The sequence below is a fragment of the Micrococcus sp. 093350064-1 genome (assembly GCF_053627955.1).
On sequence record NZ_JBSEYU010000004.1, the window covers coordinates 22,038 to 47,738 of the forward strand.

Here is a 25,701-nt window from a genome sequence, read left to right on the forward strand (position 1 = left end):
CCGCATCGCCCGCCCCGTCAGCGCAGGAGGAGCCCGCCGTGGACATCATGATCGCCGTCGCCGTGGGGGTCTTCCTCCTGGTGGCGTGGACCGTGGGCGGCTGGACCATCGTGCGGCTGGGCTTCACCCGGGACGGGGACGCGGCCCGCGCCCCCGCCCACGACGCACACGACGACGGCGCCGCGCGTCCGGCGCACCCCGGCGCGGCCGCGGACCCGGCCACCGACCCCCACGTGATCTGGCGCGAGCAGATGAAGGCGGCCACGGCCGCCTCCGGGGCGCAGTGCGTCTGTCCGCCGCCGCCCCGCGAGGACGGCGCCGCCGAGGCGGGGACGACCGCGGCGCCGTCGTCCCCGGACTGCCCGATCCACCGCTGGGACTACGCCTGAACCGCGGCCGGCCGGTCTGAGCGCCCCCGGGCCGGGCCGGCGTACGCGCCGGCGAGCGGGTCGGTGTCCGGGTGGCCGCCGTGGTCGCGCTTCACGAGGTCTTCTGCCGGGTGCAGCATCTCCCACACGACGCGCCCGCACAGCCACAGCACCGCGAGCATGTGGGCGAGGATCGCGGCCACGTAGACGGAGTCGTCCATGGAGTGCTGCGGCGGGGTCTCGGCCACCCCCTTGGCCAGGTACATCCACACGGCGAAGAAGTGCAGCGCCTCCACCGTCTGCCACACCCAGAAGTCCCGCCAGCGCGGCAGGGCGAGCGCCAGGAGCGGGATCAGCCAGACCACGAACTGCGGTGAGTACACCTTGTTGGTGAGCACGAACGCCGCCACCACCAGGAACGTCAGCTGGGCCAGCCGTGGGGTGTGCCGCACCCGCACGCCGAGCACGAAGATCCCGAGGCAGCACACCGCGAAGGTGCCGTAGGCCAGCAGGGTCAGGGAGTCCTCCGGCACGAACGCCCACCCGGCCTGCGCGGCGGTCACGTCCCACGCGTGCCACACGCTGGACAGGCCCGGCCCGCGCTCGCCGGAGAAGGTGAAGAACACGGACCACGCCTGGAAGTTCACCGCCATGAGCGGCACGTTGACCGCCGCCCACGCCGCCACCGTGCCCCCGGCCGCGAGCAGGAACGGCCGCCACCGCCGCGAGCGCACCGCCAGGATCAGCAGCGGCCCCAGGATCAGCAGCGGATACAGCTTCATGGCCGCGCCGAGGCCGAACAGCACCCCCGCCGTCAGGGACCGGCCGCGCGACCACGCGTACATGCCGCACGCCAGCAGGGCCACGGCCCACAGGTCCCAGTTGATGGTGCCGGCCAGCACGATCCCCGGGGCCACGGCCACCATGAGCCCGTCCGTCCACCGGCGCCCCGCCATCCGGACGGTCAGCACCGCGACAACGGCCCACAGCACCACCACGAATCCGAGGTTCACGAGCCAGAACACCACCGTGCCCTGCTCCGGCGAGAACGGCAGCGCCTGCGTGATCCAGGCCGCCACCGAGCCCACGACGGACATCAGCACGGGGTACTCGAACGTGGAGCCCGCCCGGAACGGCGCCCAGGGGTCCGCCGCGAACCCGCGCCCGCCGTAGAGCGCGGCCCAGTCCGAGTAGCAGCCCGCGTAGTAGACGTCCGGGGCGCCCCAGCCGTGCAGCAGGCACGGCGACTTCTGCAGCACGGTCACGACGGCGGCCAGAGCCACCAGCAGCCCCGTCAGCGCCGCGGGCCCGGCCCAGGAGCCGGTCCCCCGTCCGGGGCCGTTCGCCGCGAGGCCGCCGGCGAGCTGGAAGCGGCCGCCGCGCTCGCCGGGGGCGGGCAGGGTCCCGGACGGTGCGCTGTCAGCGGAACGCCCGGCGGGGGCACCCGGGTCGGCCACGGCGTCGCACGGGGCGCCGTCCGCGGCGTGAGTAGGCGGCTCGCTGGGGGTCGCGGCATGCGCGGGGGCCGGTCTCATGCCCCCATCCTAGGAAGCCGCCCGGACACCGGACGGGCGGGGCCGCCGTCGTCGGTCGTAGACTGGCGGGGTTGATCCCCGGGTGAGCGCCCCGCCGAACGGTGTGGGCCCCCTGCGCGCGCTCCGCGTGCCCGCACCCGTTCCGGACAGTCGAGGAGAGAACCAGACCGTGGCCACCAACCCCATCCGCGTCGCCATCGCCGGCGTGGGCAACTGCGCAACATCCCTCATCCAGGGTGTGGAGTACTACCGCGAGGCGAAGGCCACGGACACGGTCCCGGGCCTGATGCACGTGCAGTTCGGCGACTACCACGTGTCCGACCTCGAGTTCGTGGCCGCGTTCGACGTGGACGCGAAGAAGGTCGGCCTGGACCTGTCCGAGGCCATCACCGCCTCCGAGAACAACACCATCAAGATCGCGGACGTGCCCCACGCGGACGTCACCGTCCAGCGCGGCCCCACCCTGGACGGCCTCGGCAAGTACTACGCCGAGACCATCGAGGAGTCGGAGGCCGAGCCCGTGGACGTGGCCCAGGCCCTCCGCGACGCGGAGGTGGACGTGCTGGTCTGCTACCTGCCCGTCGGCTCGCAGCGGGCCACCGAGCACTACGCCCAGGCCGCGATCGACGCCGGCGTCGCGTTCGTGAACGCCCTGCCCGTGTTCATCGCCGGCACCCCGGAGTGGGCCGAGAAGTTCACCGCCGCGGGTGTGCCGATCGTGGGCGACGACATCAAGTCCCAGATCGGCGCCACCATCACCCACCGCGTGATGGCCAAGCTGTTCCAGGATCGCGGCGTCACCCTGGACCGCACCTACCAGCTCAACGTGGGCGGCAACATGGACTTCAAGAACATGCTCGAGCGCGAGCGCCTGGAGTCCAAGAAGATCTCCAAGACGCAGGCCGTCACCTCCAACACCTCCGCGCAGCTGGGCGAGAAGGACGTGCACATCGGCCCGTCCGACTACGTGGCCTGGCTCGACGACCGCAAGTGGGCGTTCGTGCGTCTCGAGGGCCGCAACTTCGGCGACGCCCCCGTCTCGCTCGAGTACAAGCTCGAGGTGTGGGACTCCCCCAACTCGGCCGGCGTGATCATCGACGCCGTGCGCGCCGCGAAGATCGCCCTGGACCGCGGCATCGGCGGCCCGATCCTCTCGGCCTCGTCCTACTTCATGAAGTCCCCGCCCGTGCAGCACAACGACGACGCGGCGCACGAGCTCGTGGAGGCCTTCATCCGCGGCGACATCGAGCGCTGACCTGCCCGGTCCCCGCGGACCGCGCACGACGCCGGCCCGTCACCTTCCCCGTGGAGGTGACGGGCCGGCGTCGTCGTGGGGGCGCGTGCCGCCCCGGCCACCGCGCTCAGCGCCGCGCGCCGAGCCGGTCCTCGATGGTGAGCCGGACGAGCTGGGCGTACATGGCCTGGCCGTCGGCGCGGGGGTGCACGCCGTCGGCGGAGAAGTCCGTGACGTGCTGCTTCGCCGCGGTGTCCCAGTCCGCCAGGACGATCCGGTCCGGGTGGGCCTTGGCCTGCGCCTCCATCTGCACCTGCACGTCCGCGATCCAGTCCATCGGGCCGTGCGGCACCACGAGCACGAGCAGCCGGTCCTCGCCGACGGCCGCCAGGATCTTCTCCCAGTCGCCCCGGTGGGTGGTGCCGTTGGCGCCCAGGGCCACCACGACGACGTCGCTCAGCTGGCCGTCCGCCTTGAGCTTCTCGATCTCGTCCGCGGCGTCCCAGATCTGGTAGCCCACCTCCGCCTCCAGCAGCATCCCCGGCAGCTGCTCCAGGAGCGTGGGCGCGGCCGAGAGCGAGACGGAGTCGCCGATCAGGGTGACGTCCGTGCCGAGCTCGGACGGCGGCAGGGCCGCGGTGAGCTGCTCCTTGGAGTACGTGGGGCGCGTGACGGCCGGGTCGCCGAGCCCGAGCCCGGACGGCTCGGCGGACGATCCGGGCGAGGACGTCGCGCCGGCGGAGCCCTCCGCGTCCCCGGGGGCGGCCGAGCCGGGCGAGGCCGAGGCCGACGCCTCGGCCCGCTTCGACTGCTCCGCCGCGCGGGACTCGCGGGCCGCCTGCTGCGCCGCCTCGGCGGCCTTGAGGGACTCCTCCGCCTGGGCGATGTCCTGCTCGAGCTGGGTCTGCGCGGGCGAGTGCACCACGGCGGCCACGGCCGCCGTGGGGACGGCCACGAGCCCCAGCGCCGTGGCGGCGGCCGCGAGCCGGCCGATCGACCCGGCCCCGCCCGCGAGCGCCCGCCGCATGGACGCGCCCCAGCGGCCGAAGGCGCCCGTGAACCCCTCGTGGAGGATGGGCTCCTCGATCAGCCGGGTGCTCAGGTCGGCGATCAGGGCGGTCAGCAGCAGGATCGCGCCGGCGGCCACGGGCTCGACCCACCCGGGGGCGTCCACGGGCACCATCACGCGCATGATCACGAGCAGCGGCCAGTGCCACAGGTACGCGGCGTAGGAGCGGCGCCCCCACCAGCGCAGGAACCTGTTGCCCAGCGCGCGAGAGAGCGAGTCGCGCCGGTCGCCCTGCACGACGTGCCAGACGATGAACGCGACGACGGCGGACAGGCCCGCCAGCACCCCGCGGTACGTGCTCGCGTGGCCGCCGTCGACCAGGGCGAAGCCCGCCGCGAGCACCGCGACGGCGCCCCACGCGACGGCCACCCGCGTGGCCGAGGTCCGCGGCTCGGGGCCGCCGTGCTCGGGCCGGGGCACGTGGGCCAGACCGATCGCCACGCACGCGCCGAACAGCAGGCCGAAGGCGTGGGTGTCCGTGCCGAAGTAGAGGCGGGCCTGCTCGAACCCGTGCCACGAGCCCCAGGCCATCCACGCCGCGGAGGCCACGGCCGCGACCGCGACCGCGAGGATGCGGCGTCGGTCCGCCACCCGCCCCGAGTTCACCGTGCTGCGCGGCGGCCAGGTGAGCAGGAGCAGCCCCCAGAGGAGCAGGGGCCAGAGGATGTAGAACTGCTCCTCGATCGCCAGGGACCACAGGTGCTCGAACAGGGGCGGCGAGGCGCGGTTGAAGTAGTCCCCGCCCTCGAGGATCATCACCCAGTTGCTGGTGTAGGTCAGGGCGCCGAACCATTGGCGGCCCAGGCCCGCGGGGAACTCGTCCACCGCCAGCCACGCGAGCGCGGTGGTGCCCACGAGCGCCATCAGCATGGCCGGGATGAGTCGCCGGACGCGCTTCATCCAGAAGGTGCCCAGCGCCACGCCCCGGCCTGCGTCCACACCACGGACCAGGCCGGTGGTGATGAGGAAGCCGGAGAGCACGAAGAACATGTCCACGCCCACGAACCCGCCGCGCAGGAAGGTGGGCCAGGCGTGGAAGACGAGCACGGCGAGCACCGCGATCCCCCGCAGCCCGTCGAGGGCGGTGACCCGTCCGGGGCCGCGACTGACCCGCGTGCCGACCTTGACGGCGGGCACGCCGTCCTGGGGCGGCAGGGCATGGCGGGGCGCGGACGCGGTGCGCTGGTCGGAACTCACAGCGGTCGATCATCCCATCCGGACCTGGATGGGCCAAAGCCTCCGGCTATCCCCACCCACCCCACCGGGTTGGGGGCGGTTTCCGGCGGTATTCCGCTCCCAAAGCACCGGTTTCCGCCCCGGAAGCGGGGGGCGGGCGCCGGTCAGTGGTTCCGCAGCGCCTCGATGAGCTCGTCCTTGGTCATGGTGGAGCGGCCCTCGATGTCGAGCTCGCGGGCCCGCTTCGCGAGCTCGTCCTTGGTCCAGTCCTCGTAGGAGCCGGCCTCGCCGCCGCGCTCGGCGACCTCGTCCCGGCCGTCCCGGGCGGACGCGTTGGCGATCCGCGCGGCCTTCTCCTCGCTCGCGCCCTCGCGGCGCAGCGCCTCGTAGACCTCGGGGTCCTTGATGCTGGAGGTGCCGGGGCCCATGGGGGCGCCGTTCTTCTCGGTCTTCTTCTCAGCCATGCGGCCAGTGTGGTCCCGGCCCGACGACGGGTGGAAGGTCCGCCGCGCCGCCTCAGTCCTGCTGGGCCTCCGGCTGCTCGGCCCACCAGCGCCGCAGCTCCGCCTCGGCCTCGGCCTGCTCGTGCGGGCCCTCGTCGAGGCGCCACTCGAGCAGGTGGTTGTACGCCCGCCCCACCACCGGGCCCGGGCGGATCCCCAGCAGCGCCATGATCTGCTGCCCGTCCAGATCCGGCCGCACGGCGGCGAGCTCCTCGGCCTCGGCGATCTCGGCGATGCGCCGCTCGAGGTCGTCGTACGCGTGGGCCAGCCGCTCGGCCTTGCGCCGGTTGCGGGTGGTCACGTCCGAGCGGGTCAGCGCGTGCAGGCGGGGCAGCAGATCGCCGGCGTCGTGGGCGTACCGGCGGACGGCGGAGTCGGTCCAGCCGGCGTCGCCGTAGCCGTAGAACCGCATGTGCAGCTCCACCAGGCGAGCCACCGCCTTGATCGTGTCGTTGTCGAACTTCAGGGCACGCAGCCGCTTGCGGACGAGCTTGGCCCCCACGGTCTCGTGGTGCCGGAAGGTGACGGCCCCGCCCTTCTCGAAGCGGCGCGTGGCCGGCTTGCCGACGTCGTGGAGCAGCGCCGCCAGACGCAGCACGGGGTCGGGGGTCGACGGCGCGTACTCACCCTCCAGCTCCATGGCCTGCTCCAGCACGGTCAGGGAGTGGGCGTAGACGTCCTTGTGGCGGTGGTGCTCGTCCGACTCGAGCTGCAGGGCGGGCAGCTCGGGCAGGACGTGGTCGGCCAGGCCGGTGCGCACGAGCAGGTCGAGGCCGGCGCGCGGGTGCGCCCCGCACACGAGCTTGACGAGCTCCTCGCGGACGCGTTCGGCGGAGATGATCGTGATCCGCTCGGCCATCGCGGTCATGGCCTGCTCCACCTCGGGGGCCACGGCGAAGCCGAGCTGGGAGGCGAACCGGGCGGCGCGCATCATGCGCAGCGGATCGTCGGAGAAGGAGTCCTCGGGGGTGCCGGGGGTGCGCAGCACGCCGGCGTGCAGGTCCCGCATGCCGCCGAAGGGGTCCACGAGCTCGAGGGCGGGCAGGCGCAGGGCCATGGCGTTGACGGTGAAGTCGCGGCGCAGCAGGTCGTCCTCGAGGCTGTCGCCGAAGGCCACCTGCGGCTTGCGGCTGGCCGGGTCGTACTGCTCGGCCCGGTAGGTGGTCACCTCGAGCTGCCAGCCGGCCTTGCGGAAGCCGATGGTCCCGAACCGCCGCCCCACGTCCCACGTGGCGTCCGCCCAGCCGGCGCCCACGGCCTCGGACGCGTCCGGGTCGGCGTCCGTGGTGAAGTCCAGGTCCGGCGATGTCCGCCCCAGGAAGAGGTCGCGGACCGGGCCGCCCACCAGGGAGAGCTCGTGGCCGGCGGCCTCGAACCTCCGCCCCAGCTCCACGACGACGGCGGGCAGGGTGGCGTCCGCGGGGAAGCCGGGGGGCAGCGCGTGGGTGGCGGTGGTCAGATCCATGATGCCTACAAGGGTGCCAGACGGTCCCGGCACGGGCCCGCGCGGGCCGGGCTAGAGTTGACGGCATGACCCGCCCCGATCCCTCCGCGCACCGGGGCGCCCCCCTGCCCTCCGCGCTGGGGGCGTGGCGTCGCCGGCCGCAGCCGCCTCTGCGCCCCGTCACCCCGGCCCCCGCGGGACCCCGTTCCGCCGCAGCCGCCTCCCTGCCCACGGTGGAGGAGGTCTCCGCCGGCGGCGTCATCGTCCGCGAGCATGACGGCGGCCTCGAGGTGGCCGTGATCGCCCGCTACAACCGCGGTGGCCGGCTCGAGTGGTGCCTGCCCAAGGGCCATCCCGAGGGCGAGGAGGACCACCGGCAGGCGGCCGTGCGCGAGGTGGAGGAGGAGACCGGGATCGCCGGCCACATCCTCGAGCCGCTCGGCGCGATCGACTACTGGTTCACAGTCGCCCGGCACCGCGTCCACAAGACCGTGCACCACTTCCTGCTGCGCGCCACGGGCGGCGAGCTGACCACGGAGAACGACCCGGACCACGAGGCCGTGGACGTCGCGTGGGTGCGCCTCGAGGACGTCGCGCGCCGCCTCTCCTTCGCCAACGAGCGCCGGATCGTCGACCTGGCCCGCCAGGTGGTCGACCAGCACTTCCCCCCGGGCGGTGCCCGGGGCCCCCGCCCCTGATCCACCGCCCCCGGCACGGGGCCTTCCGACCACGATTGGGTGACCCTTGAGCAGCAGACCCGCCCCGCGCCGAGCGCAGGACCCCGCCCACGCCGGCGTCGCCGACGAGGAGCCGACGACGACGGACCCCGCCCCCGCCACGGATCCGGCCGCCGTGGACCCCGCGGACGAGACCCCCGAGGGCGAGCGCCGCGCCGGCCGGTCCACCGCGATCATGGCCTCCGGCACGCTCCTCTCCCGCGTGCTGGGCCTTGTCCGTGCGACGCTGGTGACGGTGGCGATCGGCCTGTCCACGGACATGGCCGACATCTTCGAGATCGCCAACTCCCTGCCGAACGTGATCTACCTGCTCCTGGTGGGCGGCGTGTTCAACGTCGTGCTCGTGCCGCAGCTAATCAAGCACGCCCGCGACGCCGACCGGGGCGCGGACTACACCTCCCGCCTGATGACGCTCGGCACGCTCGTGATGCTCGCCGGCACGGTGGTGGTCATGCTGGCGGCGGCCCCGCTCATGACGGCCCTGACCCGCGGCTGGTCGCCGGAGAAGCTCGAGATGGCCACCGTGTTCGCCCTGTGGTGTCTGCCCCAGGTGTTCTTCTACGGCATGTACGCGTTGGTGGGGCAGGTGCTCAACGCCAACGGGCGCTTCGGCGCCTACATGTGGGCGCCGGTGCTGAACAACGTCGTCGCGATCGGCGCGATCGTGCTGTACCTGGGCATGTTCGGGGCGTACCGGGCCGGGGACGACCTCGCCGGGTGGACGAGCGCACAGACGGTCGTGCTGGCCGGCGGCCACACCCTGGGCGTCGTGCTGCAGGCCGTGATCCTCTTCCTGCCGCTGCGCGGGCTCGGCCTGGGCCTGCGCCCGAGGTTCGGCTGGAAGGGCATCGGCCTGCGGGACACCGGCCGGATCGCCGGGTACACCCTGGTCACGATGGTCGCCACGAACGTGGTGCTCCTGCTGTGCCAGCGGTACGTCACCTCCGCCACGGAGGCCCGCGACCGCGGCGAGCTGCGCATCCCCGGCACGGAGACCTGGAGCGCCGAGATGGCGCAGGCGGCCATCCCCGGTGTGGCCGCGTACAACATGGCGATGCTGATGGCCGTGCTGCCCCATTCGGTGTTCGTGCTCTCCCTGGCCACCGTGCTCTTCAACCGGCTGGCCCGCGCCATGGGCCGCCAGGACATGTCCGCGGTGCGGCGCACGACGGCGCAGGGTCTGCGCGCGTTCACCGTGCCGCTGATGTTCTGCCTCGCCGGCGTGGTGGTCCTGGCGGGCCCCCTGGGCCGCGTCTTCGGCTCGACGGCCGAGACGGCGATGGTGGCCGGCGTCGCGGTGGGCTCGGTCCTGCTCGCGCTGGCGCTGTCCATCCCGTTCCGCTCGGGCTCCTTCTACCTGCTGCGCGTGTTCTACGCCGCCGAGGACGCCAAGGTGCCGATGGTGGTCCAGGTCAGCGGCTCGCTCCTGATGCTGCTGCTCTCGTGGGCGGGCGCGATGCTGCTGCCGCTGTGGTCCATGGCCCTGTGGGTCGCGGTCGCCTCGTCCGTCTCGTACGTGTACCAGTTCGTCCTGACCCATGTGCTCACCGTGCGCCGGTTCGGGGACTACGGCCTCGCATCCGTGCTGCGTGCCCACGTCCAGACCGGCCTGGCCGCGCTGGCCGCGGCGGCCGCGGGCGTCGTCGTCGTGTGGCTGCTGGGCGGGTACACCGGCGGGTTCGCGTGGAACTCCATCGGGACGGCGCTGCTCACGTGCGCGGTGGCCGCCGTGGCGATGGGTCCGGTGTACCTGATGGTGCTGCGGGCCATGCGGTTCCCCGAGCTGGACGACGCCCTCCGGCCGCTCGTCGCCCGCGTGCCGGCGCTGGGTCGTCTGCTGCGCGTCGGCTGATCTCTGGCCGCGACGGCCACGCCACGTATCATCGGATTCCGACCCCGTCGTCAGGAGAAGAGCCCGTGCCCCAGCCCATCGCCGTCGGCGCCGTCCTGGGCGGCCGCTATCGCATCACCCAGCACGTGGTGACGTCCGCGGACCAGGACATGGTGTTCCTGGGCACGGACCAGGTGCTCAACCGCCGCGTCACCGTGCTCGTGGCCTCACGTGAGAACGCCACGCAGGTGGCCTCGTCCGCGCGGGAGCTGGCCACGGGCGAGCGCACCGACGACGTGCAGGTGCTCGACCTGGGGCTGTCCGAGGGCCGCACGTACCTGATCGCCGGCGGGGACCCCGACCCGGACGTCCTGCTGGGTCTGGCGTACCCGCAGGAGCTGTACGTGGAGCCGTTCCAGACGGACAGCCTCGGCTCCGAGCTGTTCGGCGAGTCGCGGACCGGAGACCCCCACGCCTACGACGACGACGAGGCGTACTACACCGACCTCGACCGCCGGCTCCGCGCGGACGAGGACGAGGCCCAGCGTCGTCCCGGGTTCCTGAACCGCCTCTCCGAGCGCCTCGCCGAGCGGGTCCGTCCCTCCGACGGCACCGCGGCGAAGGCGGCCGCCGGGGCGTCGGCCCTGGCCGCGGCGGACGCCGCCACCCGGAAGCAGCAGGAGGAGCGCGAGCGGGCCGAGCGGGAGGCCGCCGAGCGGGCCGAGCGGGAGCGCAAGGAGGCCGAGGAGAGGGCCCGCGCCGAACGGGAGGCCGCGGAGCGGGCCGAGCGGGAGCGCAAGGAGGCCGCCGAGCGCGCAGAACGCGAGCGCCGGGAGGCGGAGGAGCGTGCCGAGGAGGAGCGCCGCGCCGAGGCCGAGCGCGCCCGTCGCCAGGCGGAGCAGGAGGCTGAGGATCGGGCCGCGCGCGAGCGAGAGGCCGAGCAGGCCCGGCTGGCCGCGGAGCGGGAGGAGGCCGAGCGCCGCGAGCTCGAGCGCCGGGCCGAGGCCCGCCGTCGTGCCGAGGAGGAGCGGGCCCGGGAGGCCGAGCGGCGCGAGGCTGAGAAGCGCGCGGCCCAGGAACGCGAGGCCGCGGAGCGCGAAGCTGAGAAGCGCGAGGCCCAGGCGGGCACCGCCGCACTCCCGGTTGTCGCGGCGGGGGCCGCCGCCGCGCAGACCACCGACGCCGATGCCGACGGGGCCACGCCGCCCGTCGAGCCCGTCGAGCCCGTGGCGGCCGAGAAGACCGACGCGCCGGAGCCGGTCGCCCCGGACACCGAGGCGATCCCCGTGCGGCGCCAGCGCCCCGTCCCCCGCCGAGCGATCGTGGCCGAGTCCGCGCCGCCCGTCCACGAGGAGTCCCGCGGCACGGCCGCGCCGGTGGCTGCCGGGGCCGGGGCCGCAACGACGGCCGCCGGTGCGACGGCCGCCGCCGCGGCTCCGAATGCTGAAGCTGCCCCGGCCACCACCGGGGGCGACGACGGCGCCACGGTGGCCGACCCGGGCGACGGCAACGGCCGCACGCGCGGCGGCGGTCCGCTGGCCCTGCTCCTCGTGCTCGGCCTGCTGGCCGCACTCGTCGTGGGCGGGGTGCTGCTGGCCCAGAACCTGCGCGGCGGGCCGGCCCCGCAGGCCGCGGCCGCGTCGTCCGAGTCTGAGTCTGCGTCGTCCGAGTCCGCATCGGACACCCCGTCGCCGTCGGAGAGCACCAGCCCCTCCCCCACCCCGACCAGCGAGAGCGCCGCGGCCGCCCCGCAGCCCGTCCAGGCTCTGCGCTCGGTGCCGGACCTGCCGGAGCACGAGGCCGAGCACGACGCGGACCTGAGCAACCTCATCGACGGCGACCCCACCACCGTGTGGCGCACCTTCGCCTACGCACGGCCGAACTTCGGCGGCTATGTGGAGAGCATGAACCTCGTGGTCCAGCTCGAGGAGCGCACCGAGGTGAACGAGGTGACCCTGCAGAGCACGGGGGCCACCGGTGGCGCCTGGTTCGCCTACATCGCCGACTCCCCCGAGGGCGCGAACGCCAAGGAGATCGGCAACGGCACCTTCGACCAGGACACCGTCTCCATCCCCGTGCCCTTCGAGGGCGCCGAGGCCGAGGCCGAGTACGTGATCGTCAGCCTCACCTCGCTGCCCCAGCTGGAGGGCACGACGTCGGACCTCCCGTTCGGCCTGCGCCTCGGCGAGATCGCCGTCCGCTGACCCCGCGCCCGGGCGACGGCGCGCCGGACCTTCCGGCCGCCGTCGCCGGACGTCGTCGCACCGCGGCCCGACACCGCGGAATACCCGCCCGTGGCTCCGCCGTTGTCCTGGAGGAGCGCCCACCACCCCGATCCACTGGAGGAACCCGTGGCCCCCACCGCCCAGGACCAGAGCGTCCACAACGTCGTGATCGTCGGATCCGGCCCCGCCGGATACACCGCGGCGATCTACACCGCCCGCGCCGACCTCTCCCCCGTCCTCGTGGCCGGGGCGGTGACCGCGGGCGGCGAGCTGATGAACACCACCGAGGTGGAGAACTTCCCGGGCTTCCCGGAGGGTGTGCAGGGGCCCGAGCTGATGGCGAACCTCGAGGCCCAGGCCCGCCGGTTCAACACGGAGGTGGTCTACGACGACGTCGTGCAGGCCGACCTGACGTCGAACCCCAAGGTGCTCACGCTCGGCGACGGCACCCAGCTGCGCACCCACGCGGTCATCCTCACGACCGGCTCCGCCTACCGGAAGCTCGGCGTTCCCGGCGAGGAGCGCCTCTCCGGCCACGGCGTCAGCTGGTGCGCCACGTGCGACGGCTTCTTCTTCCGCGAGCAGGAGATCGCGGTCGTGGGCGGCGGCGACTCCGCCATGGAGGAGGCCCTGTTCCTCACGAAGTTCGCGTCCAAGGTGACCGTGCTGGTCCGCAAGGACGAGCTGCGCGCCTCCAAGGTGATGGCCCACCGGGCCATGGAGAACGAGAAGATCGAGTTCCGCTGGAACACCGAGGTCACGGAGGTGACGGGTGACGACAAGGTCAACACCCTCCGCCTGCGGGACACCCGCACCGGCGAGGCGTCCACGCTGGACGTGACCGGCCTGTTCGTGGCCATCGGCCAGGACCCGCGCACGGACCTGGTGCAGGGCCAGGTGGAGCTCACGGAGCACGGCACGATCCGCATCGACCATCCGTCCTCGCGGACCTCCCAGCCGGGCGTCTTCGCCGCCGGCGACGTCACGGACCACACCTACCGCCAGGCCATCACCGCCGCCGGCTCGGGCTGCGTGGCCGCCCAGGACGTGGAGCACTACCTCGCGACCGTGGCCGACGTGGAGGAGGCCGCGCCGGCCGGCCCGGAGTCGGACGCGGTTCCGGCATGAGCCACTGACTCATCACCCCTGACCGAGCGTCATGAGTCATGTCGATAACACCCCTGTCCACCCCCGTCAGACACAGAACAACCCCCAGGAGGCTGCCATGAGCACCATCACCGTCACCGACGCCGACTTCGACCAGAAGGTCCTCCAGTCCGAGCTGCCCGTCCTCGTGGACTTCTGGGCCGAGTGGTGCGGCCCGTGCCGCATGCTCGGGCCCGTCCTGGAGGACATGGCCGTGGAGCACGAGGGCAAGGCCGTGATCGCCAAGCTCAACGTGGACGAGAACCCGGCCATCGCCGCGCGCTACGGCGTCACCTCCATCCCGCTCGTCGTGGGCTTCCAGAACGGCGAGAAGGTCGTCGAGTCCGTGGGCGCCAAGCCCAAGGCCGCGCTGGAGAAGGAGTTCTCGGCCCTGCTCGGCTGAGCCCCTCCCCCACTCACCACGACGGCCCCGCCACCCGAGAGGGTGGCGGGGCCGTCGCGCGTCGATCTTCAGGACAAGCGGCGGGTGCCCGTGGACGCCGTCCGCGGGAGGTCCGGATCAGGACTTCTTGCCCTTCCCCTTGCCGTCCTCGCCGTCCTGAATGAGGTCCATGATGCGGTTCAGGTCCTCCACGGTGGTGAAGTCGATGGCAATGCGGCCCTTGCGCGCGCCGAGGGTGATCTTTACGGCGGTGTCCAGGCGGCTGGTGAGCGCGGTGGCGTAGTGGTCCAGGCGCTCGTGGCGGGCGTCGTCCGTGCTGCGCCGCGGCGTGCGGCCCGGCCGGAGCCCGCCCTGCAGCTGCGCGACCGCCTCCTCCGTGGCCCGGACGGACAAGCCCTCCGACTGGATCCGCTGCGCCAGACGCTCCATGTCCGACGGGTCCGTGAGACCGAGCAGCGCACGCGCATGGCCGGCCGAGAGCGTGCCGGCGGCCACGCGACGCTGCACGAGGGGCGGCAGCTTGAGCAGCCGCAGCGTGTTGGAGATCTGCGGACGGGAGCGGCCGATGCGCTGGGAGAGCTCCTCCTGCGTGCAGGCGAAGTCCTCCATGAGCTGCTGGTAGGCGGCGGCCTCTTCGAGCGGGTTCAGCTGGGAGCGGTGCAGGTTCTCCAGCAGGGCGTCCCGCAGGAGGTCCTGGTCCGGGGTCTGGCGGACGATCGCCGGGATGGTGTCCAGACCCGCCTTCTGGGTGGCGCGCCACCGGCGCTCGCCCATGATCAGCTCGTAGGGGGTGGGACCGTCCACCTCGCGCACGACGATCGGCTGCAGGATGCCGACTTCGCGGATCGAGGTGACCAGTTCCGCCATGTGGTCCTCGTCGAACACCTCACGCGGCTGCCGGGGGTTGGGATGGATGTCCCCCACCGGGATCTCCCGCAGGACCGCGATGTCCGCGGACACGGTCCCCTCAGTCGTGGCGGAGTCAGTGGTTGTGTCCACCGGTTCCTTCCTCGACGACGTCGCGGAGGCGGCACGCTTGCTGGGCGCCTTCACCGTCGGCATGGCCGGGCGCCCCTTGGTCGGCCGCGCCGCAGGTGCCTCCTCGGAGTCTGCGGAGAAGAACACGTCGACGGGACGCTGCGCGGGTCGCGAGGCACGCTTCGACGAGGTGGGCCCTGCCTTCGTGGCGGACGTGGTGTTCCGGCCAGTCGCAGCCGTTGATTTCCCGGCCTGTGTCGTTCGGCCCGCGGTCTTCCGCTGCGAGGCCGACGGGGCGGGCTCGTTGGACTCCCCTGGCGTCTCGGTCGTCGCGGTGCTCCGCGTCGATGTCGTGGTGGCCTCCGCTGCCGCAGCAGTCTTCGGGCCGCTCTTCACCGGCACCGCAGAGTCCTTCGGGGAGGAGGCCTCGGCGTTCTCTTCCGGGGCTTCTACAGTGCTCTGGATCAGGGCGCCGAGGCCTCGCCCCAGGCCTCCTCGACGGCTCGTCTTCAACGGGTCCTCCTGCAGTGAGTGGGTCTGCGATCAGTGTAGGTGAGCGGCCTGGTCTCGATGGTCCCGGGCGGCGGGAAGACACTTCTCAAGGTGCTCTGGCCCTGACCGCCGGGGGGCGCGCGAGGGCCTGACACGTGCAAGGGGCGCGGCGAGGTTCTGGCCTCGGTTCTGGGGTGAGACGTCCGTATTGGGCCCGGATGGCAGGATGTGGGCGCGCCGGCGGCAGCTGCTGCGGGCGTGAGTGTTTCACGTGGAACACTCCGAGTGGGGGCGCTTCGGAAGGGTGCCGCTGCAATCCTCAAGACCTCCTCGTGTTCCCTCTCGAGGTTCACTCGTTTCACATGAAACGCGAGCCCGCGTCGACGAGCGGGTGATACCCGAATCACGGTTGTTCGGTTTGTTTTCCATGTGCTCCCCGGCCGATCAGCCCTCCGTGCGGACGTTACTCAGATTGCTGGTTACCCGCATGATGATGTGCCTCATCGGGTGCGCAATGGCGGACCAGCAGCGAAGCACTCGTCCCACTCCCCCGCGGTGCGATGTGAACACTCGAATCACCGAACGGATGAGCTCGGCTACTCGTCGCTTCGCCGTCAGTGCTTCCTCGCACCCGCGCAGCTGACGAATTGAACGCTGCTTCACCATCCGCGTTTCACGTGAAACACGGACGAATCTGTCATCCAAGTACGACATGAGTTCGGGTGGGCCACGTGCTCGCTCACCCGCGAGTCAGTGCCACATTCCTGCTTCATTCTCGGTCAGCTCGCTCCCGGCACGGAACGTGTGCTCCTTGGATCGCCCGAGGTGGTGACCTCGCGGCACGGCCCTTTGTCCCGGAGCTCGTTTCACGTGAAACGTATCGTTCGAAGATTCGACCGCGCGCTCATGCCATGGAAGCCTGCCCACCAGCGGGTCGCATCCCGAGGCCGGCGTGCGCAGGGCCCTCTATATCTTGAGAGGTTCACACTTGCCACGTCGCTGGTGATACTGGCTCGATCTAGTGAGCCCCGATCACCGGTCGTTCGGTTTCACGTGAAACGTGCTGGGAGGGAACGCCGGGTCGCGGGTTCGGTGCCGGGGCAGCGTGCACCCACTTCCGCCATTGACGGTATTGCTCGATGTGGTCGCCGATGTCACGGGCGGCAGTACAGTGACGAGGCGGGCGCTCCACCCGACCTACCGAATCCATTCGTCCTGTCAGCTGAGGCCGCCCATCAAAGTCGCAGGACCGCCTCGTGTGGAAACTGGGTCTTCAATGCCTCCATCCGCGGACAGCTGCGGTCAGGGATCGACGCTAGGTGAGCGCGGAACCACCGTGTTTCACGTGAAACCCCCGGCGACCGGCCGATTACTCGACGCCCTGGTTCCCACGTCGCTGCAAGCGACAGAACCACACGGCCCGCCCCATCCCGCACGGAGCCGCCGCGGGCTCCCCGAGGGTCTCCACCGCAGTCACCATTCACACACCGTCCCCGTACCCAGCCGTCAGACGTCACAGGAGACTGAGCAGGGCTCATCAGCACCGCAGAGGCATCTACGGCCGCACACCCTAGACGTCCCCTGTCCACAGATGTTGTCCACATATCAACATCGACGTTCGCTGGTGACCACGTCAAGACGCGTGTTGGCCAGCGCAACCACTTGCCTCTGTATACATTGGGGGCACACGACCGCTCTTCCTCACTCGAGGATCTCTTTCTCCGCACACAGGAATGCACAGCAGAACTGTCCTTCAGGCGCCGCCAATCGGCCCCTCCAACTCAGGCGAATCACAGCAGACCCCCTCGCCGCTTACGTCCCCTCTCGCACACGCTGACTGGCAGACCGGCCGCGCACCCTCGCGACGGCACTCTGACTCGTGCTCCGCTCTGGCCCCCGATTCCCTGCACGTCCCCGAACGCGAGGAGGTTTGACCGTGGGGGAGAGGGGGCACCCAGCCACGGCACGCGGCCTGCTCGACGGCTGCATTCTCGGGGCTGCAGCGCACCCGGGTGAAGGAGGAGGGACGGACCATACCCTGCACGGCCGCGCCCGGCGGCCAGGACGTTCCCCACACGTCGCGCAGCCCTCGCGGAGCACTTCAACGCAGCGTGCACCGCCGGCCCTCACAGCCGCCGTCGCCGCCCCTCCGCCATGCCGTTCACCCCGTGAGTTCGTGCGTCGCCGCCCGCGGCTGCACCCAGGCCTCGCGACAGGTGCGCCTGGCCGGCGGCGGAGGGGCCGGGCCAGGGGAGGAGAGGGGAGCGCGTCAGACGGAAGCGGTCTACCACGGGCACCCCTCCCCATCGTCCCGCCGCGGCGGCACCACGCTCGCACCCTCAGAGAAGGTCGTTTCACGTGAAACACGAACTTCCGATATGCCCAGCGCTTCCGCTTGTCTTCCCCCTCCCCCCCCCATCTTCCGGGCCACGCTCACTCACGACGAAGCCCGCCGGGGGATCGCTCCCTCCGGCGGGCTTCGTCGTCGTCAGCAGCGCCACCCGGCGACCACCGCAGCGGCCGCCTGGGCGTCAGCCCTTCAGGGCCGTCGGCGCACCGCGGCCGGCGATCTCCGCGGCCGCCTCCCGGTACGCCACGGCGCCGGCCGAGGTCGGGTCGTAGGTCAGCACCGTCTGCTGATAGCTGGGGGCCTCGGAGATGCGGACGTTGCGGGGGATCGCGGTGTTCAGCAGCTGCTCCGGGAAGTGCGTCCGGACCTCCTCCGCCACCTGCACGGCGAGGTTGGTCCGCGCGTCGAACATCGTCAGCAGGATGGTGCTCACCTGGAGGCGCGGGTTCAGGTGTTTCTGGATCATCTGCACGTTCTTGAGCAGCTGCGAGAGGCCCTCGAGGGCGTAGTACTCGGCCTGGATCGGGATGAGCACCTCCTCGGCCGCCACGAACGCGTTGACCGTCAGCAGGCCCAGGGACGGCGGGCAGTCGATGAACACGTAGTCCAGCCGCTCCTGCCCGACCTCCTCGCGCCAGGCGGTGTACGCCTCGAGCGCCCGCGACAGTCGCTGTTCGCGGGCCACCAGGGAGACCAGCTCGATCTCGGCACCGGCCAGGTCGATGGTCGCGGGCACCACCTGAAGGCCATCTACGTCCGGGGCGTCCTGCACGACGTCCTGGATCTCCATCTCGCCCAGGAGCACGTCGTACACGGAGGCCACGTCTCCGGTGTGGGGGATGTTCAGCGCGGTGGACGCATTGCCCTGCGGGTCGATGTCGACCACCATCACCCGCATGCCCGCGCGGGCGAGGGCCGCGGCCAGGTTGACCGTCGTCGTCGTCTTGCCGACGCCGCCCTTCTGATTGGACGTCGTGAACACGCGGGTGCGGTCGGGGCGCGTCAGACGGCGACGCTGGAGCCGCGCGGGCTCCTCGACGTCGGCGCCGCCCTTCTCGGCGGTCCGGCCGGTCCACTTCTGGCGCAGGGCCCTCCAGGCCCCACCCCGGCTCTCCTGCTCCTGCGCCATGCGGCTCTACCTCCTGGGTCGCGGGTGTGCGGATCTGCTGCCGCCCGGCCCGTCCCGGTGGGGGAGGGGTCAGCGGGGACGCGCGCTGACGCGCACGACGGTGGTGGTCTCGGGCAGCAGGCCCTCGCCCACCGTGAGGATCTCGGGCTCGGCACCACCATACTTGCGCAGGACCTTGCGGGCGGCGGCGATCTCGTCGGCCGCGGAGCGGCCCTTGATGGCCAGCAGCTCCCCGGCGCCCTGCAGCATCGGCATGGTCAGCGGCACGAGGGTCTTCAGCGCGGACACGGCGCGGGCGGTCACGACGTCGACGTCGAGGTTCCCGGAGACCTGCTCGGCGCGGCCGCGGATCACGTCCACGTTCTCCAGGCCGAGGTCGGCGACCACCATGTCCAGCCACTCCACGCGCCGCTCGAGCGGCTCGATGAGCAGGAACTGGCAGTCGGGGCGCGCGAGCGCGAGGCACAGGCCGGGCAGGCCCGCACCGGAGCCGACGTCGGCCACGAGCGCACCCTGCGGGAGGAGCTCCTCGACCACGGCGCAGTTCAGGACGTGGCGCTCCCAGAGACGGGGCGCCTCGCGCGGACCGATCAGGCCCCACTCGATGCCGGTGTCCGCCAGGTGGGCCACGTACGCCTCGGCCCGGGGGAGGGCCTCGCCGAACAGCTCGACGGCGGCCGGCCGCAGCGCATCGGTCAGCGGCGGTGCCGGCTGTCCCACGGGTGCGGGACGGTCGCCCCGGTCCCGCGGATCCAGCCCGGGGCGCCGCTCGTAGGCCGAGCCCCGCTCAGTCATCGGCGGAGATGACCACGTGCCGGCGGGCGCCCTCGCCCTCCGACTCGGAGGTCAGGCCGGCGTCCGCGACGACGTCGTGGACGATCTTGCGCTCGTACGCGCCCATGGGCTCGAGGTGCACGGGTCCCTCGCCGGCGCGGACGCGCTCGACGGCCGCCTGGGCGGCGGTGCGCAGGGCGACGTTTCGGCGCTCCCGGTGCCCGCAGACGTCCAGGATCAGCCGGGAGCGGTGCCCCGTGGCGGCGAGCACGGCCAGCCGGACGAGCTCCTGCAGGGCCTCCAGGGTGCGGCCGTCGGGGCCGACGAGGCCGTCCAGGCGCTCGTCGTGGTCCTCGGAGACGACGGACACGTACGTGCGCCCGTCGCGGACCTCGATGTCGATGTCCCCGTCCAGGTCCGCGATGTCGAGCAGCTCCTCGACGTAGTCCGCGGCGACGTCGCCCTCCTGCTCGAGGCGGCGCACCGCCTCCGAGACGGCGGCATCGTCCTGCTCCGCGACGCGAGAGCCCTGGCCCGCGGGGGTCTCGACGACGGCGTCCTCGGCCTCGGGGGCCGGGGTCACGTTCTCGGCGGACATGCTCACTTCCTCCTGCGGTTCTTGCGCTGGGGCTGGACGCGCTGACCCGACTGGCGGACGACCTCACCGTTCAGCACGGCACCGCCGCGGCCCGCCTGGGTGTGCGCGGACGAGGGCGTGGCCTCGGCGTTCGACACCTTCTGGCCCACGGGGGGCAGGCCCTTGGCGGCGCGGCGCTCGTTGAGCTCCTTCTCGGCGAGGGAGCCCGGGGTCGGGTTGTTGCGGATGATCCACCACTGCTGGCCGACGGCCCAGAAGTTGGAGTAGGTCCAGTACAGGAGCACGCCGATGGGGAAGTTGATGCCGCCGATGCCGAAGATCAGGGGCATGGCGTAGAGCATGATCTGCTGCGTCTGCATCATCGGGCCGGAGAGGGCCTGCTGCGTCATGTTCTTCGTCATGAGCATCTTCTGCATGAAGAACATCGAGCCCGACATCAGCAGGATCAGCACGATCGCCGTGACGATCACGGGCGTGCTGCCCGGCGCGCCGAGCGAGTTCATGAAGGTGTCCGACATGCGGGCGCCGAAGATCGTGGAGCCCTCGAAGGAGCGGATCTGGTCCGCGGACAGGGCGTCCATGGCCTCGCCGCGCTCGGCCGCGCCGCGGGCGCCGATCAGCACCTGGTACAGCGCGAAGAAGAACGGCATCTGGATCAGCAGCGGCAGGCAGGCGGCGAACGGGTTCGCCTTGTGCTCCTTCATGAGCGCCTGCTGCTCCATGGCCATGGCCTGGCGGGAGAGCTGGTCCTTCTTGCCCTTGTACTTGGCCTGCAGCTTCTGCAGCTCGGGCTGGATGGCCTGCATGGCGCGCTGCGCCTTGATCTGCTTGACGAACAGCGGGATCAGCAGGGTGCGGATGAGCACCACCAGCAGGAGGATGGACAGGGCCCACGTCCAGCCGGAGTCCACGGGCAGGCCCGCGAACTCCAGGATGCTGTGGAACGCCCCGAGCAGCCAGGACATCAGCCAGCGGAACGGGGAGAGGATGGCTTCGAACATGGGGGTCAATCCTCCTGCGGGAGATCAGGTGGGATGGGAGGGTGGTTCAGGGCGAGGATGCGCGGCTGCCGGCCCGGCGGCCAGCGTCGGTGCCCGGGCGGGACCGGGTCCACGCCGCCGTCGTTCCAGGGATGGCACCGGCCGATGCGCCGCGCGGCGAGCCACGACCCCTTCACCGCGCCGTGCACGTGCACGGCCTCCAGCCCGTAGGCGGAGCAGCTGGGGAAGAACCGGCACACGGGTCCGTACAGCGGGGAGACCACGGCCCGATAGACCGTGAGCAGGCCCGCCAGCAGGGCGGACGGCAGCGCGCGCAGCGGCCCCCACTCACGGGAGGGCTCGAGCACGACGAAGGGCGAGGGCGTGACGGTCATCTACGCGTGCTCCGAGGCGGCGGGCAGGTGCGGCTTCAGGGCCTTGCCGAGCGCGCCGACGGTCTCGCGGCGCAGCAGCGCGTAGTCCGCCTCGGCGGCGGCCGGCAGCGCGCGGACCTGCACCAGAACCGGCAGGTCGCGCAGCGGGGGCAGACGCATCTGATCCGCGACGACGGCGCGCAGCCGCCGCTTCACCCGGTTGCGGGTCACCGCGTTCCCCACGGCCTTGGACACGACGAACCCGGCCCGCGGCCGAGGGGCGCTCGGCGACGTGGACCGGGTCTGATCGGGGTCCGTGGCGACGCTCACCACGACGGTGCGCCGACCCGCGCGGGTGCCGGTGCGACCGAGGTGACGGAACTCCGCGGGCGTGCGGACGCGACGGTCACGGGGCAGCACGGGGCGCGCCGTCCCTGGACCGAGGTCCTCAGGCGGACAGCTCGGCGCGGTTCTTGCCGCGGCGAGCGGACAGGATGGCGCGGCCGGCGCGGGTGCGCATGCGGGCACGGAAGCCGTGCTTGCGGGCACGACGGCGGTTGTTGGGCTGGAACGTGCGCTTGGTCACTGTGATCTCTCCACGACGTGTTGTGTGCCTTCGACCGTCGACCTGAGCAGGTGGACCAGGGGGAAGGACCGGTGAGGCTCTGACATGAAATCCCCGGCGGGCACGATCAACCGACACCCGGGGGACCAGACAACTCTAGTGGCCGGGGTACGCAGGGGTCAAACGGGTGCGCGCGGATCCCGGACGCCCGTGGGCGCCCGGGACGGTCGTCCACAGGATGATAGGGGTTGTCCACCGTCTGTGCACAACCCTGTGGACAACCGTTAGACTCCGAGCACCGTCGTCCGTCTCGCGCAGCCGCCCCCGTCCTCGGGGACGTCTGCCCCAGGAAAGGAAGCCTCCGTGGTGGCAGACCAGGCCGTGCTCAGCTCGTGGCGCTCCGTCGTGGGCTCCCTCGAGGACGACGCGCGGGTCAGCGCCCGCCTCATGGGCTTCGTCTACCTGGCCCAGCCGCAGGGCCTCATCGGCAACACGCTCCTGCTGGCCGTGCCGAACGAGACCACCCGCGAGACGCTCCAGGGCACCCAGGTGGCCGACGCCCTTACGGACGCCCTGACCAAGGAGTTCCGCGAGGAGATCCTGCTGGCCATCTCGATCGACGCGAACCTGCAGCCGCCGCGGACCCCCTCGTCCGAGGCCCGCCGCTCCTCCCTCGCGGGCGGACCGGCCGCCGCCGCGGTGCCGGACGTCGAGCTGCCCCCGGCTGCGACCGCCGCCACCTCCCGCCGCGCCGTCGCCGAGGAGCTGCCGGGCTTCCGCATCGAGCCGCCGGCCGACGTCGCGCCCGCTGCGACCGCGGCCCCGAGCGGGAACGGCAAGCCGACCCCCGCGCCGCCGTCGACGTCCGCGGAGACCAGCCGCCTCAACGACCGCTACCACTTCGAGACGTTCGTGATCGGCTCGTCCAACCGGTTCGCGCACGCCGCCGCGAACGCGGTGGCCGAGGCGCCGGCGAAGGCGTACAACCCGCTGTTCATCTACGGCGAGTCCGGCCTGGGCAAGACGCACCTGCTGCACGCGATCGGGCACTACGCCCGTCGCCTCTACCCGGGCCTGCGGGTGCGGTACGTGAACTCGGAGGAGTTCACCAACGACTTCATCAACTCCATCCGCCACGACGAGGGCGCCTCGTTCAAGCAGGTCTACCGCAACGTGGACATCCTGCTGATCGACGACATCCAGTTCCTGGCGGACAAGGAGGCGACGGTCGAGGAGTTCTTCCACACCTTCAACACGCTCTACAACAACAACAAGCAGGTGGTCATCACCTCGGACCTGCCGCCCAAGCAGCTCTCCGGGTTCGAGGACCGGCTGCGCTCCCGCTTCGAGTGGGGGCTGATCACGGACATCCAGCCGCCGGACCTCGAGACGCGCATCGCGATCCTCCGGAAGAAGGCGGAGGCTGAGGGTCTCGTGGCCCCGCCGGAGGCGCTGGAGTACATCGCCTCGCGCATCTCCACGAACATCCGCGAGCTCGAGGGCGCGCTGATCCGCGTGACCGCGTTCGCCTCGCTCAACCGGCAGACCGTGGACATCGAGCTGGCCGAGCATGTGCTCAAGGACCTGATCACGGACGAGACGGCGCACGAGATCACGCCGGAGCTGATCCTGCACGCCACGGGGGAGTACTTCAATCTCACCCTCGAGGAGCTGACCAGCAAGTCCCGCACCCGCACGCTGGTGACGGCGCGGCAGATCGCCATGTACCTGCTGCGCGAGCTGACCGAGATGTCGCTGCCCAAGATCGGTCAGGTCCTGGGCGGCCGCGACCACACCACCGTCATCCACGCGGACCGCAAGATCCGCGAGCTGATGGCCGAGCGGCGGACGATCTACAACCAGGTCACCGAGCTCACCAACGAGATCAAGCGGAAACAGCGCGGCGCCTGAGCCACCCACTGCCCCCTCGAGTCCCGGTTCGAACCTTCGACCGGGACTCGAGTCTTCTTCCACATTGTCCACCGGTGTGGACAACTCTGTGGAGAACCCCCGGTGCTGTGGACAACCTCCGCCCCTGTGGATGGCGGAATCAGGCCGCTCACGCCGCGTCCACACCCCTGGGGACGACGACGGCGCACAGGCTGGTGAATCACACGGATGTCATTCGGTTGCCCACATGTATCCACAGGTCTCCACAGCCGAAAACCGCATGATCTCGCGGGTTTCGACGGGTGTGGACGTGCCCTGTGGACAGGAATGTGGACAACTGGGGGGGTGGATCCGGGGATGAGTCTGGACAACTCCGGACGAGCCTGTGCAGAGCGGGGGGAGGGCCTCCGGGGCTTGTCCACACCGGATGCACACCCCGAACGAGCGGGTGTCCACACGGTTCCCCCAACCGGATCCGCATGGTGGCGCGGCAGAACGGCGTTCTCCACAGGATCCACACCCGCTACCACTACTTCTGATCCCCCTTCAGAGATTCCGCCAAGCAACATCATCTCCGCCACCCCACACCGAGCTGAGCGCCTCGAGAGCCCGGGCTGCGCCCGTGCGGTCGGAATCCTTGGAATCACACGCTTGTCATTCGCTTCCGACCTGACACCCGCCGCGCGGACCGCCTATGCTGAGGCCCGCGTGTCGCCGTTCCCCCCGGGCCCGCAACCCCCGTCATCACCCCCAGAGAGGCAGTGCAGCTCGTGAAGTTCACCGTCGAACGCGACATCCTCACCGACGCCGTCTCCTGGGCCGCCCGCTCCCTGTCCCCGCGCCCGCCGGTGCCGGTGCTCTCGGGCCTGCTGATCACGGCCGAGGCCGGCGTCGTGTCCATCGCGAGCTTCGACTACGAGACCTCCGCGCGCCTGGAGATCGAGGCCGACGTCGAGACCGCGGGCCAGGTGCTCGTCTCCGGCCGCCTGCTGAACGACATCGTCCGCTCCCTGCCGCAGGCCCAGGTCACGGTGGAGCTCGACGGCGGCAAGGTGCTCGTCACCTGCCGCTCCTCCCGCTTCGCCCTGGCCACGATGCCCGTGGGCGACTACCCGGCCCTGCCCGAGCTGCCGGCCCCCGCGGGCACCGTGGACGGCGCCGCGTTCGCCCACGCCGTCGCCCAGGTCACCGTCGCCGCCTCCAAGGACGACACCCTGCCGATCCTCACCGCCGTGAAGGTGGAGATCGAGGGCGACACCATGACCTTCCTGGCCACGGACCGCTACCGGCTGGCCATGAAGGAGATCCGCTGGACCCCGGCGGACCCGTCCCTCTCGACGTCGCTGCTCATCAAGGCGCGCACGCTCACCGAGGTCGCCAAGTCCCTCGGCTCCGGTGGCGACCTGGAGATCCTGCTCGGCCAGACCGCCGACCTCGTGGGCTTCGCCTCCGGCGGCCGCCGCACCACCTCCGTGCTCGTGGACGGCGAGTACCCCAAGATCCGCTCGCTCTTCCCCGAGTCCAGCCCCATCCAGGCCGTGGTGGACACCGCCGCCCTGGTCGAGGCGTCCCGCCGCGTGGCCCTCGTCGCCGAGCGCAACACCGCCCTGCGCATGGTGTTCACGGACGGCCAGGTCACCCTGGACGCCGGCACCGGCGACGACGCGAGCGCCAACGAGTCCGTGCCGTGCACGCTCGAGGGCGAGGACATCACCGTGGCGTTCAACCCGTCCTACCTCTCCGAGGGCCTGGCCGTGGTGGACCAGCCGCAGGTGCGCTTCGCGTTCACGTCCGCGCCCAAGCCCGCCCTGCTCACCGGCGTGAACCAGGAGGACGGCGTCGTCTCCGACTACCGCTACCTCGTGATGCCGGTGCGCATCGCCTGACGCAGGGGGCCGGA

At 71.9% G+C, this 25,701-nt stretch carries 21 protein-coding genes; 9 read left to right on the plus strand and 12 right to left on the minus strand.

The window, feature by feature from the left end; all coding sequences use genetic code 11:
- The first annotated feature begins 47 nt into the window (after window positions 1-47).
- Window positions 48-389 carry a hypothetical protein gene (locus tag ACUW6W_RS05525; protein WP_454180006.1) on the plus strand — a complete coding sequence of 114 codons (342 nt, stop codon included), beginning with the start codon at window positions 48-50 and terminating at the stop codon, window positions 387-389.
- Here the strand turns inward: ACUW6W_RS05525 and ACUW6W_RS05530 are convergent.
- Window positions 380-1,903, minus strand: a complete 1,524-nt coding sequence (locus ACUW6W_RS05530) for a glycosyltransferase family 87 protein (RefSeq protein WP_454179910.1) — start codon at window positions 1,901-1,903, stop codon at window positions 380-382. The genes ACUW6W_RS05525 and ACUW6W_RS05530 overlap by 10 nt on opposite strands.
- 169 nt (window positions 1,904-2,072) lie before the next feature.
- Between ACUW6W_RS05530 and ACUW6W_RS05535 the strand changes: the two genes are divergently transcribed.
- Entirely contained in the window at window positions 2,073-3,158 is a 1,086-nt protein-coding gene (locus ACUW6W_RS05535) for an inositol-3-phosphate synthase (RefSeq protein ID WP_369997339.1), read from the plus strand.
- A 106-nt stretch (window positions 3,159-3,264) separates the two neighbouring features.
- Here ACUW6W_RS05535 and ACUW6W_RS05540 read toward each other — a convergent pair whose 3' ends face one another.
- The 3 genes from ACUW6W_RS05540 to ACUW6W_RS05550 all read right to left on the minus strand — a co-directional run bounded on the left by ACUW6W_RS05540 (window position 3,265) and on the right by ACUW6W_RS05550 (window position 7,350).
- Window positions 3,265-5,403, minus strand: a complete 2,139-nt coding sequence (locus ACUW6W_RS05540) for an acyltransferase family protein (protein WP_454179912.1) — start codon at window positions 5,401-5,403, stop codon at window positions 3,265-3,267.
- 143 nt (window positions 5,404-5,546) lie between these two features.
- On the minus strand, window positions 5,547-5,846 hold the full coding sequence (locus ACUW6W_RS05545) for a DUF7218 family protein (protein ID WP_144819836.1): 300 nt from the start codon (window positions 5,844-5,846) through the stop codon (window positions 5,547-5,549).
- 52 nt (window positions 5,847-5,898) lie between these two features.
- Complete coding sequence (locus ACUW6W_RS05550; RefSeq protein ID WP_166437754.1) at window positions 5,899-7,350, minus strand: CCA tRNA nucleotidyltransferase; 1,452 nt, start codon at window positions 7,348-7,350, stop codon at window positions 5,899-5,901.
- A gap of 65 nt (window positions 7,351-7,415) precedes the next feature.
- On the opposite strand from ACUW6W_RS05550, the gene ACUW6W_RS05555 reads away from it, so the two are divergent.
- From ACUW6W_RS05555 to trxA, 5 genes are all read left to right on the plus strand, one after another.
- Window positions 7,416-8,027, plus strand: coding sequence for an NUDIX hydrolase (locus ACUW6W_RS05555; protein WP_041102508.1), 612 nt, complete (start codon window positions 7,416-7,418; stop codon window positions 8,025-8,027).
- Window positions 8,028-8,073: 46 nt separating this feature from the next.
- On the plus strand, window positions 8,074-9,918 hold the full coding sequence (murJ, locus tag ACUW6W_RS05560; protein ID WP_144825580.1) for a murein biosynthesis integral membrane protein MurJ: 1,845 nt from the start codon (window positions 8,074-8,076) through the stop codon (window positions 9,916-9,918).
- 65 nt (window positions 9,919-9,983) lie between these two features.
- The gene (locus ACUW6W_RS05565; RefSeq protein WP_454179913.1) at window positions 9,984-12,101 is read left to right on the plus strand and encodes a hypothetical protein; all 2,118 of its coding nucleotides are present in this window, start codon (window positions 9,984-9,986) and stop codon (window positions 12,099-12,101) included.
- A gap of 147 nt (window positions 12,102-12,248) precedes the next feature.
- Complete coding sequence (gene trxB, locus ACUW6W_RS05570; RefSeq protein WP_036337321.1) at window positions 12,249-13,250, plus strand: thioredoxin-disulfide reductase; 1,002 nt, start codon at window positions 12,249-12,251, stop codon at window positions 13,248-13,250.
- A gap of 31 nt (window positions 13,251-13,281) precedes the next feature.
- Window positions 13,282-13,671 carry a thioredoxin gene (gene trxA / locus ACUW6W_RS05575; RefSeq protein WP_002857810.1) on the plus strand — a complete coding sequence of 130 codons (390 nt, stop codon included), beginning with the start codon at window positions 13,282-13,284 and terminating at the stop codon, window positions 13,669-13,671.
- A gap of 117 nt (window positions 13,672-13,788) precedes the next feature.
- Here trxA and ACUW6W_RS05580 read toward each other — a convergent pair whose 3' ends face one another.
- The 8 genes from ACUW6W_RS05580 to rpmH all read right to left on the minus strand — a co-directional run bounded on the left by ACUW6W_RS05580 (window position 13,789) and on the right by rpmH (window position 21,932).
- The gene (locus ACUW6W_RS05580) at window positions 13,789-15,162 is read right to left on the minus strand and encodes a ParB/RepB/Spo0J family partition protein (protein ID WP_336574666.1); all 1,374 of its coding nucleotides are present in this window, start codon (window positions 15,160-15,162) and stop codon (window positions 13,789-13,791) included.
- Between the two features lie 2,510 nt (window positions 15,163-17,672).
- Complete coding sequence (locus ACUW6W_RS05585) at window positions 17,673-18,620, minus strand: ParA family protein (RefSeq protein WP_240967012.1); 948 nt, start codon at window positions 18,618-18,620, stop codon at window positions 17,673-17,675.
- A 69-nt stretch (window positions 18,621-18,689) separates the two neighbouring features.
- Window positions 18,690-19,415 (minus strand): 16S rRNA (guanine(527)-N(7))-methyltransferase RsmG, encoded by a 726-nt coding sequence (rsmG, locus tag ACUW6W_RS05590; RefSeq protein ID WP_095353493.1) that lies wholly within the window; start codon window positions 19,413-19,415, stop codon window positions 18,690-18,692.
- The gene (locus tag ACUW6W_RS05595; protein WP_145950740.1) at window positions 19,408-19,992 is read right to left on the minus strand and encodes a Jag family protein; all 585 of its coding nucleotides are present in this window, start codon (window positions 19,990-19,992) and stop codon (window positions 19,408-19,410) included. The genes rsmG and ACUW6W_RS05595 overlap by 8 nt, the downstream gene beginning before the upstream one ends.
- Window positions 19,993-19,994: 2 nt before the next feature.
- A complete protein-coding gene (yidC, locus tag ACUW6W_RS05600; protein WP_119217656.1) occupies window positions 19,995-20,993 on the minus strand; it encodes a membrane protein insertase YidC in 999 nt (332 codons plus the stop codon).
- Window positions 20,994-20,998: 5 nt separating this feature from the next.
- Window positions 20,999-21,367 carry a membrane protein insertion efficiency factor YidD gene (gene yidD / locus ACUW6W_RS05605; RefSeq protein WP_002856440.1) on the minus strand — a complete coding sequence of 123 codons (369 nt, stop codon included), beginning with the start codon at window positions 21,365-21,367 and terminating at the stop codon, window positions 20,999-21,001.
- Entirely contained in the window at window positions 21,368-21,766 is a 399-nt protein-coding gene (rnpA, locus tag ACUW6W_RS05610; RefSeq protein ID WP_002856442.1) for a ribonuclease P protein component, read from the minus strand.
- Between the two features lie 28 nt (window positions 21,767-21,794).
- On the minus strand, window positions 21,795-21,932 hold the full coding sequence (gene rpmH / locus ACUW6W_RS05615) for a 50S ribosomal protein L34 (protein ID WP_002856443.1): 138 nt from the start codon (window positions 21,930-21,932) through the stop codon (window positions 21,795-21,797).
- 342 nt (window positions 21,933-22,274) lie between these two features.
- On the opposite strand from rpmH, the gene dnaA reads away from it, so the two are divergent.
- Together dnaA and dnaN are read left to right on the plus strand one after the other, a co-directional pair.
- A complete protein-coding gene (gene dnaA / locus ACUW6W_RS05620) occupies window positions 22,275-23,822 on the plus strand; it encodes a chromosomal replication initiator protein DnaA (protein WP_044659943.1) in 1,548 nt (515 codons plus the stop codon).
- Between the two features lie 749 nt (window positions 23,823-24,571).
- Window positions 24,572-25,687 carry a DNA polymerase III subunit beta gene (gene dnaN, locus ACUW6W_RS05625; protein ID WP_002856446.1) on the plus strand — a complete coding sequence of 372 codons (1,116 nt, stop codon included), beginning with the start codon at window positions 24,572-24,574 and terminating at the stop codon, window positions 25,685-25,687.
- The last annotated feature ends 14 nt before the right edge of the window (window positions 25,688-25,701 follow it).

Bases quoted from the DNA above. Each gene is read 5' to 3' on its own strand.
- ACUW6W_RS05525 (WP_454180006.1), top strand. From the start codon at position 48: ATGATCGCCGTCGCCGTGGGGGTCTTCCTCCTGGTGGCGTGGACCGTG.
- ACUW6W_RS05530 (WP_454179910.1), bottom strand. From the start codon at position 1,903: ATGAGACCGGCCCCCGCGCATGCCGCGACCCCCAGCGAGCCGCCTACT.
- ACUW6W_RS05545 (WP_144819836.1), bottom strand. From the start codon at position 5,846: ATGGCTGAGAAGAAGACCGAGAAGAACGGCGCCCCCATGGGCCCCGGC.
- ACUW6W_RS05550 (WP_166437754.1), bottom strand. From the start codon at position 7,350: ATGGATCTGACCACCGCCACCCACGCGCTGCCCCCCGGCTTCCCCGCG.
- ACUW6W_RS05555 (WP_041102508.1), top strand. From the start codon at position 7,416: ATGACCCGCCCCGATCCCTCCGCGCACCGGGGCGCCCCCCTGCCCTCC.
- trxA (WP_002857810.1), top strand. From the start codon at position 13,282: ATGAGTCATGTCGATAACACCCCTGTCCACCCCCGTCAGACACAGAAC.
- ACUW6W_RS05585 (WP_240967012.1), bottom strand. From the start codon at position 18,620: ATGGCGCAGGAGCAGGAGAGCCGGGGTGGGGCCTGGAGGGCCCTGCGC.
- rsmG (WP_095353493.1), bottom strand. From the start codon at position 19,415: ATGACTGAGCGGGGCTCGGCCTACGAGCGGCGCCCCGGGCTGGATCCG.
- ACUW6W_RS05595 (WP_145950740.1), bottom strand. From the start codon at position 19,992: ATGTCCGCCGAGAACGTGACCCCGGCCCCCGAGGCCGAGGACGCCGTC.
- yidC (WP_119217656.1), bottom strand. From the start codon at position 20,993: ATGTTCGAAGCCATCCTCTCCCCGTTCCGCTGGCTGATGTCCTGGCTG.
- yidD (WP_002856440.1), bottom strand. From the start codon at position 21,367: ATGACCGTCACGCCCTCGCCCTTCGTCGTGCTCGAGCCCTCCCGTGAG.